Annotated in this window: 13 protein-coding genes; 9 read left to right on the forward strand and 4 right to left on the reverse strand. The window is 53.8% G+C overall.

Annotated features, from left to right (window positions below; translation table 11 throughout):
* The first annotated feature begins 30 nt into the window (after positions 1 to 30).
* The 4 genes from ABJK56_RS12465 (at position 31) to ABJK56_RS12480 (ending at position 6,120) form a co-directional block, all read left to right on the forward strand.
* Positions 31 to 570, forward strand: coding sequence for an Rrf2 family transcriptional regulator (locus ABJK56_RS12465; RefSeq protein WP_347244993.1), 540 nt, complete (start codon positions 31 to 33; stop codon positions 568 to 570).
* Positions 551 to 1,456 carry a 4Fe-4S dicluster domain-containing protein gene (locus tag ABJK56_RS12470; RefSeq protein ID WP_347244994.1) on the forward strand — a complete coding sequence of 302 codons (906 nt, stop codon included), beginning with the start codon at positions 551 to 553 and terminating at the stop codon, positions 1,454 to 1,456. The genes ABJK56_RS12465 and ABJK56_RS12470 overlap by 20 nt, the downstream gene beginning before the upstream one ends.
* 54 nt (positions 1,457 to 1,510) lie before the next feature.
* Positions 1,511 to 2,785: an NrfD/PsrC family molybdoenzyme membrane anchor subunit gene (gene nrfD / locus ABJK56_RS12475; RefSeq protein WP_347244995.1), complete on the forward strand. Its 1,275-nt coding sequence runs from the start codon at positions 1,511 to 1,513 to the stop codon at positions 2,783 to 2,785.
* Between the two features lie 65 nt (positions 2,786 to 2,850).
* The gene (locus tag ABJK56_RS12480) at positions 2,851 to 6,120 is read left to right on the forward strand and encodes a molybdopterin-dependent oxidoreductase (protein ID WP_347244996.1); all 3,270 of its coding nucleotides are present in this window, start codon (positions 2,851 to 2,853) and stop codon (positions 6,118 to 6,120) included.
* Positions 6,121 to 6,353: 233 nt separating this feature from the next.
* On the opposite strand, the gene ABJK56_RS12485 is transcribed toward ABJK56_RS12480, so the two are convergent.
* Entirely contained in the window at positions 6,354 to 6,677 is a 324-nt protein-coding gene (locus ABJK56_RS12485; protein ID WP_347244997.1) for a putative quinol monooxygenase, read from the reverse strand.
* Between the two features lie 99 nt (positions 6,678 to 6,776).
* Positions 6,777 to 7,919, reverse strand: a complete 1,143-nt coding sequence (locus ABJK56_RS12490) for an enolase C-terminal domain-like protein (protein ID WP_347244998.1) — start codon at positions 7,917 to 7,919, stop codon at positions 6,777 to 6,779.
* 429 nt (positions 7,920 to 8,348) lie between these two features.
* Between ABJK56_RS12490 and ABJK56_RS12495 the strand changes: the two genes are divergently transcribed.
* On the forward strand, positions 8,349 to 9,014 hold the full coding sequence (locus ABJK56_RS12495) for a metallophosphoesterase (RefSeq protein WP_347244999.1): 666 nt from the start codon (positions 8,349 to 8,351) through the stop codon (positions 9,012 to 9,014).
* Positions 9,015 to 9,030: 16 nt separating this feature from the next.
* On the opposite strand, the gene ABJK56_RS12500 is transcribed toward ABJK56_RS12495, so the two are convergent.
* Positions 9,031 to 9,723, reverse strand: coding sequence for a phosphatase PAP2 family protein (locus tag ABJK56_RS12500; RefSeq protein WP_347245000.1), 693 nt, complete (start codon positions 9,721 to 9,723; stop codon positions 9,031 to 9,033).
* Positions 9,724 to 9,836: 113 nt separating this feature from the next.
* On the opposite strand from ABJK56_RS12500, the gene bshB1 reads away from it, so the two are divergent.
* From bshB1 to ppk1, 4 genes are all read left to right on the forward strand, one after another.
* Positions 9,837 to 10,583 (forward strand): bacillithiol biosynthesis deacetylase BshB1, encoded by a 747-nt coding sequence (gene bshB1 / locus ABJK56_RS12505; protein ID WP_347245001.1) that lies wholly within the window; start codon positions 9,837 to 9,839, stop codon positions 10,581 to 10,583.
* A gap of 315 nt (positions 10,584 to 10,898) precedes the next feature.
* Positions 10,899 to 11,927 (forward strand): CHAD domain-containing protein, encoded by a 1,029-nt coding sequence (locus ABJK56_RS12510; RefSeq protein ID WP_347245002.1) that lies wholly within the window; start codon positions 10,899 to 10,901, stop codon positions 11,925 to 11,927.
* 222 nt (positions 11,928 to 12,149) lie between these two features.
* Positions 12,150 to 13,676: a Ppx/GppA phosphatase family protein gene (locus ABJK56_RS12515; protein ID WP_347245003.1), complete on the forward strand. Its 1,527-nt coding sequence runs from the start codon at positions 12,150 to 12,152 to the stop codon at positions 13,674 to 13,676.
* A gap of 83 nt (positions 13,677 to 13,759) precedes the next feature.
* Positions 13,760 to 15,877 (forward strand): polyphosphate kinase 1, encoded by a 2,118-nt coding sequence (gene ppk1 / locus ABJK56_RS12520; RefSeq protein WP_347245004.1) that lies wholly within the window; start codon positions 13,760 to 13,762, stop codon positions 15,875 to 15,877.
* Between the two features lie 374 nt (positions 15,878 to 16,251).
* On the opposite strand, the gene ABJK56_RS12525 is transcribed toward ppk1, so the two are convergent.
* A complete protein-coding gene (locus tag ABJK56_RS12525) occupies positions 16,252 to 18,354 on the reverse strand; it encodes an elongation factor G (RefSeq protein WP_347245005.1) in 2,103 nt (700 codons plus the stop codon).
* Positions 18,355 to 18,443 lie beyond the last annotated feature (89 nt).

Below are 18,443 nucleotides of genomic sequence, written 5' to 3' on the forward strand. Positions count from 1 at the left end.
TATACTGACGGAGGACTGAGGCCGAAAGCTATGCTCGCGCTCTCTCAAACGACTGGTTACGCGATCCTGGCGCTGGGTTGTCTGAGTCGCAACCCGGGTGCATTCGTCTTGGCCAAAGATATCGCCAAATGCACTGGCATCCCCTGGGCTTATCTGTCGAAGGTTTTGCATACGCTGGAAAAGCACGGCATTGTTGAATCTCGCCGGGGCTATCGCGGAGGCTTCAGGCTGCGGCGTCCCGCCGAGCAGGTCAGCCTAGAGGATATCGCGGCTGTGCTGGAGAGGCAGTGGCCACCGCAGTGTCTGCTAGGTTTTCAAGATTGCCAAGGTGAACGGAATTGCCCATTCCACGAGTTCTGGCAGCGTGAGCGTGAAGTCATTCGGGAAAAGCTGCGGAGCACGACGCTTGGCGATTTGACGGCATCCCCCCTGATGATTGATCAGGTCCGTTTGGCCTGGTGCGGGTCCGGCCGCGATGGAGCGGCACAGCCCCGTAGGGGAGGTCGCAAACAAAAATTAGGTCCTTCGAAATCGGAGAGGAGCAAGAGCGATGGGTGCAACTCGGCGTGAGTTTCTGGAGGCCGGCGCGATCATCGGTGCCGGTGCGGCCGTCGCAGCGACAGCCGCGATAACAGCCCGGCTTGATCACCGGACGACTGATCCGGTGGGAGAAGAAACGGTTCGGCATATTGAAGTCCTTCCCAGCGTTCCCCCATCACCCGAAGAGGATGTCCTCGTTCGCATGCAGCGGGATTTGGCCCGAGCCATGGCCAAGCCTGTCGAGCAGCGTCGATGGGTCATGATTATCGACACGCGCAAGTGTGTGGGATGTCATGCATGCACCGTGGGCTGCGTGGCTGAAAACCATTTGCCGCCGGGCGTTGTCTACCGTCCTGTGGTGACCGAAGAGTACGGCGAATATCCGCATGTTCAGATACGGTTTTTCCCACGGCCCTGCATGCAGTGCGATGTTCCACCGTGCGTGCCTGTTTGCCCCGTCCATGCCACCTGGAAACGCCCGGACGGCGTGGTGGTCGTGAATTACGACCGTTGTATCGGATGCGGTTACTGCATCACGGCCTGTCCCTACAATGCCCGTTCGCGGGATTTGGGCGAATACTGGCTGGACGGAGCAGCAGAAACGGAGACTACCAGTGAACTGCCCATCCTTGGACAGAATGCACCCTGGGAAAAAACACCCTCCAACGAGTACGCCAAGTCGTGGGATCGAACGAAGGGTTCGCCTGTCGGAAATGCTCGCAAGTGCCACTTTTGCCTACATCGCTTGGAAGTGGGACAGCTCCCAATGTGCGTCACTACCTGTATCGGAAGGGCAACCTACTTTGGCGATGCCAATGATCCCGAATCTTTGGTCAGCGAGTTGATGGCGGCCCCGAACGTGATCCGCCTTTTGGAACATCTGGGAACGGAGCCGCGCGTGCGCTATTTGATTTGATCAAGATCAGACCACGTACCAATATACTGCCAAAATATGGAAGTGAGGGATGCCATGCAAAACGAAGGTGTACGTTCTCTCGGAGTCCGAGTGTTCCAGGCTCTGGTGATAGTTGCCTGGGTTATCTTCGCTGTACTCGGAATACAGGGAATCGCTGAGCGCCTGTGGTACGGGCATCATGCAGCCAATTACGGGAGTTATGTCGTGTGGGGCTTGTGGGTGTCGGCCTATATTTATTTCATTGGCCTATCTGCAGGGGCTTTTCTTCTATCGTCTCTAATTTATGTTTTTGATTTTAAACAACTGGAAAATCTTGGGCGGCTGTCGCTGTTTGTCGCGATTGTGACACTATTCATGGCACTTCTCTCCATCTGGTTCGACCTTGGACGCATGGAGCGATTTTATAACGTATTTTTACATCCAAATTTTATCTCCATAATGGCATGGATAGTGTGGCTGTACTCCATTTATACAGTCATTATGATTTTGGAGCTCTGGTTTTCTTTGCGTCCCGAGCTTGCCCGAATGCAATCGGCAGCCGGCATTAAGGGCATCGTGGCTCGGGCCCTCGCATTTTCTCGCGGGCCTCTTTCGCCCGAGCAGGAAAAACGGTGTCTGCATTATCTTCGGGTTTTGGCCATCACCGGTGTCCCGCTGGCGATCACATTCCATGGCGGAGTGGGAGCGCTTTTCAGTACGCTGGCGGCACGCCCGTTCTGGCACACGCCATTGATGCCAATCCTATTTTTGACCGGTGCTCTCGTCTCCGGAGGCGCCTTGATGACATTTATCGTGTCAGCATTTTGGAAAAATGGGGACGCTGAGTATCGTGAGATGCTCAGGCTCCTAGGGAAGGTCGTGCTAGGGCTCCTGATTTTCGACGTGGTGCTGGAATGGGCGGAATACTCAATTCCAATGTGGTATGGGGTGGGCCATGAGGTGGACCTTTTGAACAAAGTATTGTTTGGTGAGTTCTGGTGGGTGTTTTGGATTATTCATCTTGGATTGGGAACGCTCATCCCCCTGCTGCTTTTGGTGTTTGGCGGTGATCGGCCTGCGGCGGTGGGACTGGCAGGACTACTCATTGCTGTGACATTTATGACGGTTCGTCTGAACATTGTGATTCCGGGGTTGATCATGCCACATCTTCGTGGTTTGGAATCAGCATACGTTCACCCTCGGTTAGTATTCCATTATGTGCCGAGTTTCTTTGAATGGAAGGTGACGTTTTTCGTTGTAGCTGTCGGGATAACTTTATTCTTCATAGGTTATTGGTTATTGCCCCTTATACCCGCAAAGGACAAAGAGAGCCTTCACGGGGTAGCGTGACAGGGAGCATTTGAGCGATCGATAGTGAGCATACAGTCGAAAGAAAATGATTCACGAGGTGCATTATGGAAAACAGAAAAGATAATGTAACGCCAAAACGCAAAGTAACACGAAGAGGATTTTTGGCGGGTGGGGCCCTCTTAGGTAGTGGCATTATGGGGCCGGTAGCAACGGCAGGTGAGAATGATCGGCCAAGCCGGGTTCTTAATACGGGTCGGCCGGATGCGGTTTATCCGCTGACCAACGGTGAAAATATCATCCATTCCGTGTGTTTGCAATGCAACACCGGCTGTGGGATTAAATGCAAAATCGTTGACGGTGTTGTGACTAAAATTGATGGTAATCCCTATAATCCATGGACACTTCATCCGCACCTGCCATATGACACGCCGCTGACAGAAGCAGTGCTTGTGGACGGTTCGATTTGTCCGAAGGGACAGGCCGGCCTGCAGACGGCCTACGATCCCTATCGACTTCGTAAGGTGCTGAAACGAGCAGGTAAGCGAGGCGAGAATCGCTGGATCACCATTAGCTTTGAACAAGCGGTCAAAGAAATTTGCGAGGGTGGATATTTATTCAAGCACGTGCCGGGTGAAGAAAACAGGTACGTAGAAGGCCTGAATAGCCTGGTGGCGCTTCGCGACCCGAAGCTCTCCGCTGAGATGAAAAAGGATGTCGACGCTATTCTGAATGAAAAGGACCATGATAAAAAACGTGCGCTTGTCGAGGAGTTTAAAAAGAAATATAGCGAGCATCTCGACGTCTTGATTGATCCGGATCATCCGGACCTCGGACCAAAGAACAATCAGATTGTTCTGGCATGGGGACGATTAAAAGACGGACGTGGTGATTTGTACAAAAGATTTGCTGCGGCTCTGGGCACGGTCAATGCCCATGGGCATACCACTGTCTGTCAAGGATCACTCTATTTCACATGCAAAGCCATTAGCGAGCAATACGTGGGAGGAAAGTTTTCCCAGGGGGCCAAGTTTTACTGGCAGGCCGATTTGGACCACGCGGAGTTCGTATTGTTTGTCGGCGCGAATTTATTTGAGGCAAACTACGGTCCGCCGAATCGTGCGGTACGCATAACGGAACGCCTCGTCACAAAAGAGGTGAAAATCGCCGTCGTCGATCCCCGGTTCAGCAAGTTGGCCAGTAAAGCCTGGAAATGGCTACCGATAAAACCGGGAACGGATGCGGCGCTGGCCATGGCCGTCATAAGGTGGATGTTCGAGCATGGCAGGTATGACGCGCGATTTCTTTCGGCTGCCAACTTAGCGGCTGCAGCGCAGATCGGCGATCCGGCGTGGAGTAACGCCACGTGGTTGGTTGCCTGTCCGGACGGAAAACCCGGAAAGTTCGTGCGGGCAGCAGATGTCCTGGTCGATGGAGTGCCGTTGCGTGCTCCGGAGAAGAGACGCTACGTGGACGAGTCCTCTAAGAAAGAAGTTGAGTATGAAGAAGAGTTCATGGTCGTGATGTCGCAAGGTGCACTTAAAGCGGTTGATCCTAATGACAATCAGGAGGCTGTATTCGGCGATTTGTTCGTCGATACAAAACTTCCCGATGGTACGCCAGCCAAATCGGCGCTACAAATTTTGAAGGAGGAGGCTTTTTCGCGGAGTTTTGAAGAGTGGTGCGAAATATGCGGCGTGCCCCCAAAGGATGTGGCTGCCGTGGCCCGAGAGTTGACATCTCACGGACGTAAAAGTGCGGTGGACATCCACCGGGGAGCCGCACAGCATACCAACGGCTTCTACAATGTGTTTGCCTGGATGACAGTAAACATGCTCCTGGGAAATATCGGGGCCAAAGGTGGGATGCTCAGGGCCGCGACGTACGATTACAAAAAAGGAGCTTTTGATCTGACGCAGCATCCCGGTAAACCCGTAGCCTTTGGTATAAGCTGCATTCGTCATGAGATTCCATATGAAAAATCGACCATTTTTGAAGGCTATCCGGCGAAAAGACCATGGTATCCACTCTCCTCTGATGTATACGAAGAGATCATTCCCTCCATTGGTGATAAGTATCCCTATCCTGTAAAGGCATTGTTTTTCTATATGGGAGCGCCCCCCTATGCTCTTCCGGCGGGACACACCAATATAGCAATCCTTGCGGACGTCGAGAAACTACCCCTGTTTATTGCGAACGATATTATCGTGGGTAGTGCGTCGATGTACGCGGATTACATCTTCCCGGATCTGTCATTCCTGGAAAGGTGGGAATTCCATGGAAGTCATCCGAATATTCCTCACAAGGTCCAACCTATCAGACAACCGGTCATCGCTCCGATTCCTGAAGAGTGCAGCGTTTTCGGACAGAAAGTGCCTCTTTCGTTTGAGGCAATGATTTTTGGAATCGCGGAGTACCTGAAGCTACCGGGGTTTGGACCAGGAGGTCTAGGCTCAGACAAGAAAGGAGAACCGCTCGATTTAAACCATCCCGATGACTTTTATCTTCGGGCGGTTGCTAATTTGGCGTGGGGTGATCAGCCCGATGGTTCGATGGCTGTTCCCGACGCAGCAGACCGAGAAGTTGAGATCTTTCTCAAAGCCCGACGGCATTTGCCTCAATCGGTGTTTGACCCCGCGCGCTGGAGACGCATTGTAGGCGACAAGCTGTGGCGAAAAGTGGTCTATGTGTTGAATCGCGGCGGTCGTTTTGAAGCATTCGAAAAAGCATTCAACGATACTCATCATACACACGCCTTCAAAGGCTTGTTAAACATCTACCAGGAAAAAACGGCTACCACTATTCACTCTGGCACCGGTGAACCACATCCCGGATTTGCACGATACATTCCGGTCAGGGATTATCTTGGGCGAGAGCCTGCCGAGTTGCGAAAAGATTATGAATTTCACCTAATCACACATCGTGTCATCAGTCAGACGAAAAGCCGTACAATTGCGGACCCCTGGTTGACTCCGTTATTGCCTGAGAATGTGTTATTAATAAACCCGCGCGACCTTACTAGGCTGGGATTGAAGAGCGGCCAGCAGGTGCGCATTGTAAGTGCCACAAATCCTCAGGGCGAATGGGATTTCAAAAATGGCACGCGCCGTACGGTGATCGCCAAACTCCACGCCACGGAAACTATCCGGCCGGGCATAGTCAGTTTCGCCCTCGGCTTTGGACATTGGGCGACGGGTTCCTCGGATATCGAAATTGACGGCCACATCGTTCGAGGCGAAGCCCGTCGAAAAGCCGGATTTCATGCGAACGCCGTAATGTGGGTCGATCCAGCTTTGAAGAACACCTGCATGCTTGACCCCGTGGGAGGGAGCGTCAGCTTTTACGATACGTACGTGCGCCTGGAACCCGTCGGCTGACGCCTCAGGGAGCGAAACAGGTTGCGTGTTCAACGGCCTGTGTGTGCTTACGAATCAGGCGTGAGGACAATAATGCGTGGGCTGAGCTCGCATCGCTCTGCCCAGGCGCGGGGATTTTCGCGCTGACCGGGGATATCAGCAGCTTTCCCCAAAGACATTTCTACCCAACCGGCGGATCTGAAAGAACATGCGCCTCTTGGCCAGCGAGTATTCTTGTAGTAAAACTCCGATCCCTATTGAACGGGCGATTCAACGGGTTTCAGCACGCTGGCGACAATTTGTTCGATGGAAGGTCCTGCCTGTTGGAGGAAAGTTTGGAGCGGGGTGGCCTGGAGGTGCTGCCGGAGGGCCTCCAATGATTCCCACTTCTCAATCACGTGGATGACATTATCCCGAATGGGAACCTGAACGGGGATGCCGCTCGGAATTTCCACGGCCGCGCCGTATTCCAGGCACCCGGGTTCGGTACGCACCTGGTCAACGATCTTCAGAAATTCCTCGAGAACTTTTTCTCTTTGACCAGGTTTTACAACAATTTGGGCGAGGACATGGATCATCGCTTTTTCCTTCCGTTAGTCCGTCAATCGTTTAACGCATACTCGGCTGGTGTTTGTAATGCCCGTTGCGGCATTTTAGTGTAAGGCGAACCCCAAGAATTAATCGAAGTGGGCTTCCTCCAGGATCCATTTCCGCAATTGCTGCGGCTCCGGGGTTGTGCCAAGCCCGGGATTGGCCCAAAGTTTCGCTCGAATCTTACCGTCTTCGGGGTCTCTTTCCAACGTGAGTGGCTCACTAAGATCTTCCGCCAGGAGATCCGGCCCCCAGAAATCGGCTGGATAACAAAAATTGGATAACGTACCGAGGGCCAGCGCGGCGCGAGTTCCGATAGCTGTTTGCGGATACATGCCAAGGTAACACGGAACGCAATGCTCGTGCGCCGCCTGGTGGATCGCCAGCGCTGGTGTGAGCCCCCCCACTCGGACAGGATTAAGATTGAAATACTTCGCACTGTGGAGTTCGAGTGCCATATCGGCTTGTGCAGGAGTCGTGATCGATTCGTCCAGACAAATCGGTGTTCGAAGGGCCTCCTGCACCATGGCATGTCCAACGAGGTCATCCGCCGAGAGTGGCTGTTCCAGCATGCGGAGGTTAAAATCGTCGAATCGGTAAATGATATCCATTTGATTAAGGCTCAGTGCCCCTTCCAGATCGCCGTGAAGATCCGCTACGGGAAACTCGTGACGAAGGACGTTGAGAAGTTGTAAGTCTAGTCCCGGTCGAATCTTAATGCCGACTCGGCTGAACCCCCTCTGGAACGCGTCTGCGACGGCTTGAACGAAACGTTCCAGATCGGGGCAGTTTGGCCGATCGAGAATGGTGCCGAGCGGTAGTTCCCTGTTCGTTCCGCCGAGAGCGGCATACAGGGGTTGCCCCTCGATACGGCTTTTCAGATCCCAAAAAGCAATATCCAGCGCTGCTTTGGCGGCACGGTGTCCGCGGATTACCGCAAGGGCGTCAGCCAATTCGGAACTTGAATTAAACTCTTTGCCCAAAATCAGTGGGGCAATCCAGTCGCGGAGAACACGATAGGCACCGGCTGACCACTCCACAGTCCAAAAAGGTCCGTTGCCCGGTGCAGCCTCTCCCCAGCCACATATGTCGCTGCTCCACAGACACACCAAAACCGTTTGCAGCTCGCGCCATTCCTGGGAGTTTGGCGAATATGGAACGGTTTCAAAGCGAAGCGGGGAATTGAACGGAACGGCCAGAAAATAAAGATCGATGCGAGAAATCCTCATTGCTGCGTACCTCGCGGAAAAAGTCCAAACCCGGAGGGTTTTATGATGACACCCCCCTGCCCTTCTCGCAAGCGGGGTCTCCCGAAAGGTGTGATGGAAACATGGAGTGAAAGGTTGAACCAATGAACCCGGCGACCAGGATAAATGGCCAACCCCTCAAAGCGAATTCGCCTGAGAGTTACTCGACCAAGAGCCTATGAGAATGACATTGACTTCTGCTTCCGCGAGCATAAGTTGACACCCTGAAGACGCCGTTGGTGGCCGGTGGAACGCTGTGGCACCGCTGTTGTCTTCCCCGTTCCATGGCCTAAGATAAAAAACGGTCACGTTTTGGGCCGCTTGCCCGCGATAGTGCGAGCCAATAGCAAAATCCGAATCCTAGGAGGTTAGGTAGAGTCTCCATTTTGATTTGCAATTTCAAGTCATCATATGGTGATCCTGGCAATCTCTGACCTTCATGGCAATCGACGTGCCTTAGATCGAATTTTGGATCGGTCGGGACCCTGCGACGTGATTTTGCTTGGGGGCGATTTGACACATTTCGGCTCCGGTCGTGATGTGGAACCCCTCATCGAGCGATGTCGCGAGAAAACGCCGATTGTTTACGCCGTGGCCGGTAATTGTGACACCAAAGAGGTCGTGCAGCGATTGGATGAGCTGGGGGTGAATCTGGCGGCTCGCGGCACCGTTATAAACGGGGTGGGCGTGCACGGTCTCCCAGGAATACCGGTTTGGCGGCCCGGTATGTATCAGTTCACCGAAGATGAGCTTCAGAATATGCTGGAGCAGGGTTGGATTCAGCTTAACAGTGCCTCATGCCGGATCACGCTCGCCCACGTGCCACCCCGCAACTGTGCCGTGGACCGCGTTTATTGGGGTTGCCATGTCGGCAGCGTGGCACTTAGGCAATTCATTCAGCGCAATCAACCGGCGGTTGTCGTTTGTGGTCATGTTCACGAAGGACGGGGTATCGCCACTGAAGGAAGCACGCAAATCGTCAATTGTGGGCACGGTTCATCTGGGTTTTATGCAAAAATTAGCCTGGACGTGCCTCCTCATTCGCCCTCAATCCAAATCACGCTGCATGAGGCATGAGGACTTATCCAGGAAATCACGCAGTTTCCGATGGAGGCGTACGCTGTTCCTGGCTCGGACCCCACCATCGGACTGGAAACACAAATCGACTCAGCAACCACGCCACACACCAACCAAGGCCAGCACCAAAAACGACGTCGCTCGGGAAGTGGGCCCCCGCAAGAACCCGCTGCAAGCAGGCCAGGCATGCTAGTACGGCAAAGATTATCCTTCCATTTGGATATACGGTGGTCAAAGCAAAGGCCAAACCTGCGGCTGTAGCAGCGTGCGACGACGGAAAAGAGCCGCTGAGTTTTTCAGGATGAAGGGTGAAAACTGGGAGCCAGTCGTGAAAGGTGGTCCACACGGAACCGGCGAAATCAAATTCTCGGGGGCGGACTCGGAATATGACAAGTTTCATGAGATCACCAGATAGACCCGCCAGAAGTGATGCGCATCCTACGTAGATTGAATGCTTTCGACAGGCGTCAAGCGTGGCAATAAGGATCGCAATGACTATAATCCCAAAGCCATGAGCGAAAAACTCACTCAAGTTTGCTGCTTTGACCAGCCATTTTGGGAAGAAATTGGCGCGGGCACACTCCGCGGCGGTGAGATCAATAGCAAGACAGAGCGGTGCGAGAGCGAGAAGAAATACACCGATTTCCACGGGTGCGAGGGACGGGGTACTGGAGGATTTGGAACTATGTACAAACAACGTCTTATTCATTCGTTCCTGCGTTGCAATCTGTGAGCAGGCATAACACCTTGCCGTGTTCACAACGACTCCGGTTTAGAGTCTGTCCATTCTAACATTTTCCAGATCTTGTTCCGAGAGCGATTATGGTTGAGCAAGCGGTACCAAGGTTTCAGATAAAGCCTGAGGAAGTGACCGATGTGGATGTGATTGTGGTGGCTCCACATCCAGACGACGCAGAGCTTGGAATGGGAGGCACCATTCTCAAAATGGTGGATCAGGGAATAACGGTGGGCGTTGTCGATATGAGTGACGGTGAGCCGACGCCCTACGGAAGTCCCGAGGTCCGCGCTCGGGAAACGGCTCGGGCCAGTGCGCTTCTTCGACTGGCATGGCGAACCAATTTGGGGCTGCCCAACCGTTCCATTCAACCGACATTGGAGGCACGCGCACGCTTAGCTGGCGTCTTCCGGCTGGGACGCCCAAAGGTAGTGTTTTGTCCCTACTGGGAAGATGCCCACCCCGACCATTGGGCTGTGACAGAAATTGCGGAGGCCGCGCGATTTTGGGCAAAGCTGACCAAAACAGATCTGCCAGGCGATCCATATTATCCACCGCGACTATATTACTACTTTTGCACGCATCTTCGGAAACCGTTCACGCCGAGTTTCATTGTTGACATTTCTGATGTGATAGATCAAAAATTGGACGTGGTCCGTTGTTATGAGAGCCAAGTTATCGTGGGTAGGCCGACCGAACCTATTTCATTCCTAGAACAGCTCAAAGCAATTGCGGCGTCCCTCGGATGGTTTGGGGGATGTGCCTATGGCGAGGGGTTTGTTGCTAAAGAAGGTTTGTGTATTCGGGATCTCCGGGGTTTTCTTCTGGGATGAGGTTCGGGATATAAGGAAAGGGCTGTGACGGTTGTTATGAAAATTCTCCATTCTGTGGCAAGACCGCTTGGGGGAATTGCGGTCCCAATGAACTCGGCAGATGCTTCCAAGAATGCCATTTAGGGGGCCATTAACATTCGCTCGGGAGATTCGTCTGAACTGGGAGGAGACCAGAACCAAGACTCCGAGGCTTTCGGAAACCGATGGTAATTACAGTATGGCCTATACTTGTGGCATCATGACACATTTCGATTGACGAGGTTGCCAAGTTTCTCCGAAAGTGAAGTGACCCTGCTCTGCCGGTGTCAAATGACAATGGCGACTCAGCCCCAGCCCAGTTTAGTTCCCCTCACGGCACAGTACCTTGGCCGACACGCTCGCCGTCTTTCCCGGTCGCTGCGAGTTGCCGCGGATGGCACAGATGTGGAAGCCATCCATCAGGTGCGGGTGGCGTGTCGCCGGTTGCGCGCTGGTTTCCGCATGTTCAAGGACATCCTGGGGAAAAGACGGGTCCGACGGTGGCGGCGGAGCATTCGTCCGCTCGCGAAGAAACTGGGTGAAGCCCGCGATCTCGACGTGGAGATCCAGGCCACCTGGGAACGCATTGCCCGGATTGACGATGTGCAGTTGATTCCCGGCGTGAGCTACTGGTTGGCCCACCTGGAGCGCGAGCGAGCCCGGCTCCAGCCCAAGGTGCGACGAGCCGTGCGAAAGTTTCTGCAATTGGGTACATTGAGCGATATGCGCCGGTGGAGGCGTTCGGTCACCGCGGCGGCCGATGACACTGAATCAACCAAGGATGGGGATCGGCATGCCACACAAATGGCATCCCAGATTTCGATACTTCACCGGCGTTTGCAGGCGCTGCAAAGGGCGTCGGCAGCGCTGAATGACCCAGCCGACCAGGATGGTCACCATGTTTTCCGGATCAAAGCAAAAAAACTTCGCTATTCGCTGGAGGCTGTTTTGCCGGTTTTGGGGAGCCTTGCAGAAGTTGCCGTGGAAGCTTTAAAGCAGATTCAAGAATGGGCGGGAGAAATTCACGATTACGACGTGTGGTCGATGCGGTTGGGCAAGGCCATCAAAAGGATTGAATCGGGAAAGCGGCTCAGGCCGCGATGGCTCAATCCGCAACGGTTGTTGCCGGGTTTGACTGCGCTGGAAGAGTATTACCGGCAAACTCGAACACAGGTGTTCGATCGCCTCAGAAATTTTTGTTCTCAGGAGAAATTGCAGAAGCTGTGGCGGTCGCTCGAACAATCACAGTTTCTCGGTGACTCCTGTGAACTGGAAGAAGCAGCGGCAGTACCCGCCTCCGACGGGGGAGATGGGCAGCGTATGTGATTGAACACGTTACCGATTACTGACCGGTTCGGCAGAATGAATTCTGCAGTTCGACATTTGTTCCAATGCGAGGTTTTCTCACGGAAAATGATGAGTTTACGATTCGCCACGGGGAGATGGGCAGAAGATACATAAGCCGGCGGTAGGCTAGTTTCAATTTTCATCTGCACGTCACCGCGTAAGTCAATGATACCATCTGAGAAAAGCAAGGGAACGACTGGTTTGGCACACCCGGTAGCCGTTATCGACATCGGCACGAACGCTATTCGTATGGTCATCGCCCAGGTGTTCGAAGATGGGCAAATTGACGTTCTGGAGCGGGTCCAACGTCCGATTCGGTTGGGCAAAGACACATTTTCCCGCGGCCGAATTGGGGCCCAGTGTATGCGCTCGGCTGTGGAAATACTCCGCAATTATCAGAAGATCATGGAGACCTACGGGGTGGAAAAAGTAAAGGCGGTGGCCACCAGTTCTCTTCGCGATGCTGCCAATGCCGACAATGTGCTTGACCGGATCTTTCTGGCATGCAAACTTTCGGTGGAAATCATCAGCATTGCGGAAGAAGGCCGGCTGACCGTGGCAGCGGTACGGGAAGCCGTCGAAGCCTTTCCCGAGGTCAATCAGGGCAAAACATTGATCGTAGATGTAGGGGGCGGAAGCACCATTCTGACGATTCTTGAAGAGGGTGAGATCGTCAATTCCGTGGGGTGGCGTCTGGGATCTGTGCGGCTGGTGGAGACCCTGGGGCTGCAATCCGAGCCGCCCGAACGTGCCGCCCAAGTTCTGGAACAGCACATTCGCATCCAGGTCGCGATGGCAAAGCGCACACTTCCCCTGGCAGCGTGCAATACGTTTGTCGCGGTAGGAGGAGACGTTCGATTTGCTGCCCGGGTGGCCGGATATCCGAGCCGCTCAGAGAAACTGTTCATTGTTGAAAAGGAACAATTTCAGAAACTGATTCGGCGCTGTCAGCGTCACAGACCAGAAGAGCTGGCCCGGCAGTACAATCTTCCCCTTACCGAGGCGGAGACACTCCTCCCTGCCCTTTTGACCTACTGGGAACTGCTTTGCCACACATCCGCTCCCCATGTTATCGTCTCCCAGGTATCGATGCGGGATGGGCTTCTGCTGGAACTTGCCCGGCAGACTACGGGCAAAGAAGATACTGCACTCCAGGAGGGGATCATTCATGCGGCTCTGGCAATGGCCCAGCGTTACGGTGCGGACTTGGAACATGCTCAGATCACTGCCGATATTGCGGCTCGATTGTTCGACACCCTCAGCGCCGATCACGGGTTAGGGAGCCGGGAGCGGCTTCTGTTGCGAGTGGCGGCAATACTTCATGAGGTGGGCGGATACATCAATCTGAGTGCTCATCATAAGCACAGTTATTACATCATTGCGCATTCCGAGATTTTTGGGCTGACACGAGCGGAGACGCAACTGGTAGCCCACGTGGCCCGGTATCACAGGAGAAGCGCACCAAAAGTTTCCCACCTGGAATACATGGCGTTACCGCGTGAGTCCCGCGTGATCATTAACAAATTGGCTGCGATCTTGCGTGTGGCCGATGCGTTAGCCCGGGGCAGAATTCGCCAGGCGGAACAGGTAGAGTTTCACCACGAGGGTGATGAATTGAGTATCGTTGTGCATGGAGCGGAAAATTTGGTGCTTGAGAAGAAATCGGTAGCAGCCAAAAGCGAAATGTTTGAAGATGTGTACGGGATGAAGATCCGTTTTGAGCAATAAATCACTATTGAAGATCTATAACGGGATTATTTACAAGTAGACGCCATTGTGCAAATTTCGCAGAGCCAGTTCGGGGTCTGCCGATGAAGAAAAAAAGTTTTTCCGATCCTTCGCTCTATATTAACAGAGAATTGAGCTGGTTGGAATTTAATGAGCGAGTTCTTCAGGAGGGTTTGTCACCAGATGTTCCGCTTCTCGAGCGGCTGAAATTTCTCGCAATTGTCAGTTCAAACCTGGACGAATTCTACATGATCCGTGTGGCCAGCCTGATGCAGCTTCAAAAGGCTGGGAAGTCTCGCCGAGATATTTCGGGAATGACACCGGAGGAGCAGCTCCGGGCAATTGCCGAGCGCGTTCGCCGGATGGTGAAGGACCATGATCGCGGTATTCTGAACGCGTTCGAGGAGCTTGCTCAGCACGGGATCCAATGGCTGCGACCGTCTCAATGGTCCGAAGAAGATCGGCTTTTTCTGCGGCAGTACTTTGAGCGGGAAATCGCCCCCGTTCTTACGCCATTAGCCATGAGCGATTTGTCGCCTCCCCCAGCGATTCCGGGCCTACAGATTCATCTTGGCGTAGTCCTGCGATCGCGCAAACAAGGCAGCGAGGAGGAAAAAATTGCTTTTGTTCCCATCCCCACCCGGCATCCACGCTTCGTCTTCCTGCCCGCCGTGCAGGGCCATCGTTTGGCATTGCTCGACGATGTCGTAGCAAGTTTCGTCCAGAACCTGTTTCGAGGCTATCAGGTTGTCTATGCGGGGCCATTTCGCGTAACCCGGGATGCCGACGTCTCGATCCAGGACGACGACGCGAGCGACCTGCTCAGCGCGGTGGAAGAAGCGATTTTGGCGCGTCGCCGGCGTGCGGCCGTGCGTTTGGAGGTGGCCACGGGAATACACAGACGATTGTACCAATACCTGTTGGACCTGTTTGAGTTAACAGAGGCGGATGTGGTCGCAGTCGATTCCCTGGTTTCTGCGGCATCCCTGCGTGAAATTGTGGGACTTCCGGGATATGCGCACCTGCGGGATCCCGACTGGCCCCCGCAACCCCCGCGCGATTTGCTTGGGTGGGACGATCTTTGGAAGGCGATTCTGGACCACGATGTGATGCTCTTTCACCCTTATGAAAGTTTTGAGCCTGTGGTCACGTTTCTCCGTGAAGCAGCCAACGATCCTGATGTGCTGGCGATCAAGCAAACGCTTTATCGCACGAGTGGGGAATCGCCCGTCGTTGAGGCTCTCGAGACGGCCGGTCGAAAAGGTAAGGAGGTCACTGTTATCGTCGAGGTCAAAGCGCGGTTCGATGAGGCGAGAAACGTCCAATGGGCCAGACGTCTAGAGGATGCCGGATGCCACGTGATCTATGGGGTAGCCGGTTACAAGACTCACGCGAAGGCGCTCCTCGTCGTTCGCAGAGAACAAGGGCGAATTCGGCGGTATGTCCACCTTTCTACCGGCAATTACAACGACCAAACCGCTCGGATTTACTCGGATATCGGCTTATTCACTGCAGATCCTGATATAACCACGGATGTGGCGAGCTTTTTTAATCTTCTCACAGGATACTCGGAAGCAGTCGGGTGGAATAAACTCACTGTGGAGCCTGGACAACTTAAGGCAAAATTCATCTCGCTGATTGAGCGAGAAATCGAGGCAGCTACGGCCGACTATCCGGGATTGATTCTGGCCAAGATCAATTCGCTCCAGGACAGGGATATTTGTGCCGCACTTTACAAGGCAAGTCAGGCAGGTGTAAAGATTAAACTGAATGTCCGAGGTATCTGCTGCCTGCGTCCTGGAATTCCCGGTATTTCAGATAACATTGAAGTGCGATCTATTGTCGATCGATTTCTGGAACACGCACGGATCTTCTATTTCTCGAACGGTGGCCGAGAAGAGGTATACCTGGCCAGTGCCGATTGGATGGAACGCAATCTCGAGCGGCGCGTCGAAATCATCTTTCCCGTCCAGGATCCCGTGCTTCAGCAGCGGTTGATTGAGATTCTCAATATTTACTTCTCGGACAATGTGAAAGCTTGGCATCTCTGCTCTGACGGAACCTATCGGCGTGTTGCGCCGGGACACCCAAGAGTTCGGGCGCAGGAATATTTTTACCAAAAGGCCGTCGAAGCGGCCCAGATGTCTCTTCCCAAGGATATTCGCTACCGTCCGTTACACCGCGAGCAGGCGTCCGACTAGACTTCAGAACAATAAGGACGCTGTGTCCACGATGGAATACCGTGGGCAATTGGCCGCGATCTTTCGTCGTAGAAACCGTGGTTGGGTCTGATTGTGGCGGAGCACACGGAACGGCGCCCGAGCAGAAATGCGTTTGCCGGGCTGTCAGAATATCAAGCAACCGGTTGCGGTAGACTGCCGAGTGCAACAAAGAAAAAGCAGGAGGGGGACACGTTCAGAATCTTTGTGCCGTCCCGCGGGGCGCCGTCAAAAAATATTCCGAAATAAGTTGGTCCCAGGTAGAAAACAGGGCTTTGGAATTACCGACAGAACTAGGCCGGTGCTTCCCGGGAAAGCGGATCGGCCTCGGAAACCGCCGGGAAGAGGCTGATACGTTATTCCTCTTCTTCCTCTTCCAGCTTGGCTTTTTCGATGATTTCCCGCTGGATATTGGCGGGCACCACGTCATAGTGGCTGAATTCGAGTGTATAACTCCCCTGCCCGCCGGTAATGCTTGAGAGAGCCCGGCTGTAGTTGATCACTTCCGCGAGGGGGACTTCTGCCACAATGGTTTGGAAACCACCTCCGGCGGAGGTCATACCAAGTACGCGGCCGCGGCGTCCGGAAAGATCGCTGTTAATATCCCCCACCTTGTCAGCCGGGACCGTCACTTCGATTTTTACAATCGGTTCCAGTAGAGCCGGTTTGGCCTGCTGGAAGACATTCCGGAACGCCATGGACGCCGCGGTCTTGAAAGCCTGTTCGGAGCTATCCACAGGATGGTGCTTTCCGAAGAACACTTCTACGCAGACATCCTGAACGGGATACCCCGCGATCACTCCCTTGGCAATTCGTTCAAGAAAACCTTTTTCGACAGCCGGCATAAAGTTACTCGGAATAGTTCCACCGACAATCGAGTCAATCCAAAGAAAGTTGGACTCCTCGTGGTAATGGATTTCTTTCATTTCAGGAAAGCGTTCCTTGGTGGCGAACTCCTCAATCTTTGTTCCGCGTGGGAAGGGGAACATCCGGATGTGGACCTCCCCGAATTGGCCGCGACCACCCGTTTGCTTTTTGTGCCGGTACATTCCTTCTGCCTTGGCCTGGATCGTCTCCCGATACGGAATTTTTGGCTCCTTAACGTCCACCTCGACCTTATCCCGCCGCTTGAGTCGCTCTCGGATAACCTGGAGATGCAACTCGCTCATCCCTGTGATGACCAACTCCTTCGTCTGCGGATCCCGGTCCAGACGGCACGTCGGATCTTCCTGACAAATTTTCGCAAGAGCACCCGAAAGTCGTTGTTCGTCGCCACGACTCTTCGGTGAAATGGCAAGACCGGTCATCGGGGTGGGGAACTCGATGGGAGGCATGGAAAGGTCGCCGATCGACATACCCGTGCGAAGTTCTTCCACCTTTGTAACGGCGACGATTTCCCCAGCCATGGCCTCCTCGATCGGCACCATCTCGCTGGCCTGTACGTGGAACAGTTGCGCAATCTTCACGCCTTTACGCTCGCCGACAACGGGAATGGTGCTATTTGCCTTGAGCGTCCCAGAGAACACACGTAGATAGCTGATTTTCTGCACGAAGGGGTCCACGCGCGTCTTGAAGACCTGGGCAACAAGTGGACCGTTCGGATCCGCATGAAGTTCGACCGTCTCTTCGCCGTCCAGCTTTTTTGCTTTGCGGACGAGACGATCCGGCGAGATGCCGCACAGCTCAAAAGTTTGCAGCAACTCGGGGATCCCCACGCCTGTCTTCGCTGACACGCACACGATGGGGATCAGCGAACCGTCCAGCATGGCCCGGGCGAGCAATCGCGAGATTTCTTCGTCTGTAGGCATCTGGCCTTCAAAATATCGCGCCAGGACCTCCTCGTCGGCAACGACGATGGATTCCATGAGCGATTGACTGATGGTGCTCGGGTCGATTACTGCACCGGCAACATTGCCCTCTGCACGCAGAGTGCTCGCCACGCCGCGAAATTCCTGCCCAAGTCCAATCGGCACGTTCAGCGGTACGCAACGATCCCCAAAGGTCTCTTTAATCTGTGCGAGCAATTTTGGAAAGTCGATATTTTCGGCATCGAGCTTGTTGAGGATGATCAACCGGCCGATACCTGCCTTTTCTGCCTCTTGAAAGACACGCCGTGTGTTAACCTCAATTCCGGCCTGAGCGTTAATGACGACGGCAGCGATGTCCACTGCTCGAAACGCCCCGATGACCTGACCAATGAAATCGCGGTAGCCCGGGGTGTCAAGCACATGATAGTGATATCCGTTGTGGTCGAAAAACGTGACTTTCGACTCGATGGTGTAGCGATGGGCTTTTTCCTCTTCGTCGAAATCGCAGAAGCTGGTGCCCTCATCCACGCTGGTTGGCCGGTTGATGGCCCCTGTGAAATTGAGAAGATGATCGAGAAGCGTCGTCTTTCCCACCGAACCGTGACCGCACAGAGCGATATTGCGAATCTTGTTCACGGACAGTTCTACCATAGTCACTGTTCCCTCGCTTTCTCAGGGTCTACAACGCTCGATCGTACTTCCTTGAGTATGTCCCGCACAGAAGCGTGTTTTTTTGATTC

Source organism: Thermogutta sp. (genome assembly GCF_039793925.1).
In the GTDB taxonomy this organism is placed as follows: Bacteria; Planctomycetota; Planctomycetia; order Pirellulales; family Thermoguttaceae; genus Thermogutta.

Coding starts and splice junctions, on each gene's coding strand:
- bshB1 (WP_347245001.1), top strand. CDS start 9,837: ATGGTTGAGCAAGCGGTACCAAGGTTTCAGATAAAGCCTGAGGAAGTG.
- ABJK56_RS12485 (WP_347244997.1), bottom strand. CDS start 6,677: ATGATCCATGTCCTCGCCCAAATTGTTGTAAAACCTGGTCAAAGAGAA.
- ABJK56_RS12495 (WP_347244999.1), top strand. CDS start 8,349: ATGGTGATCCTGGCAATCTCTGACCTTCATGGCAATCGACGTGCCTTA.
- ABJK56_RS12470 (WP_347244994.1), top strand. CDS start 551: ATGGGTGCAACTCGGCGTGAGTTTCTGGAGGCCGGCGCGATCATCGGT.
- ABJK56_RS12510 (WP_347245002.1), top strand. CDS start 10,899: ATGGCGACTCAGCCCCAGCCCAGTTTAGTTCCCCTCACGGCACAGTAC.
- ABJK56_RS12465 (WP_347244993.1), top strand. CDS start 31: ATGCTCGCGCTCTCTCAAACGACTGGTTACGCGATCCTGGCGCTGGGT.
- ppk1 (WP_347245004.1), top strand. CDS start 13,760: ATGAAGAAAAAAAGTTTTTCCGATCCTTCGCTCTATATTAACAGAGAA.
- nrfD (WP_347244995.1), top strand. CDS start 1,511: ATGCAAAACGAAGGTGTACGTTCTCTCGGAGTCCGAGTGTTCCAGGCT.
- ABJK56_RS12500 (WP_347245000.1), bottom strand. CDS start 9,723: ATGAATAAGACGTTGTTTGTACATAGTTCCAAATCCTCCAGTACCCCG.
- ABJK56_RS12490 (WP_347244998.1), bottom strand. CDS start 7,919: ATGAGGATTTCTCGCATCGATCTTTATTTTCTGGCCGTTCCGTTCAAT.
- ABJK56_RS12525 (WP_347245005.1), bottom strand. CDS start 18,354: ATGGTAGAACTGTCCGTGAACAAGATTCGCAATATCGCTCTGTGCGGT.
- ABJK56_RS12480 (WP_347244996.1), top strand. CDS start 2,851: ATGGAAAACAGAAAAGATAATGTAACGCCAAAACGCAAAGTAACACGA.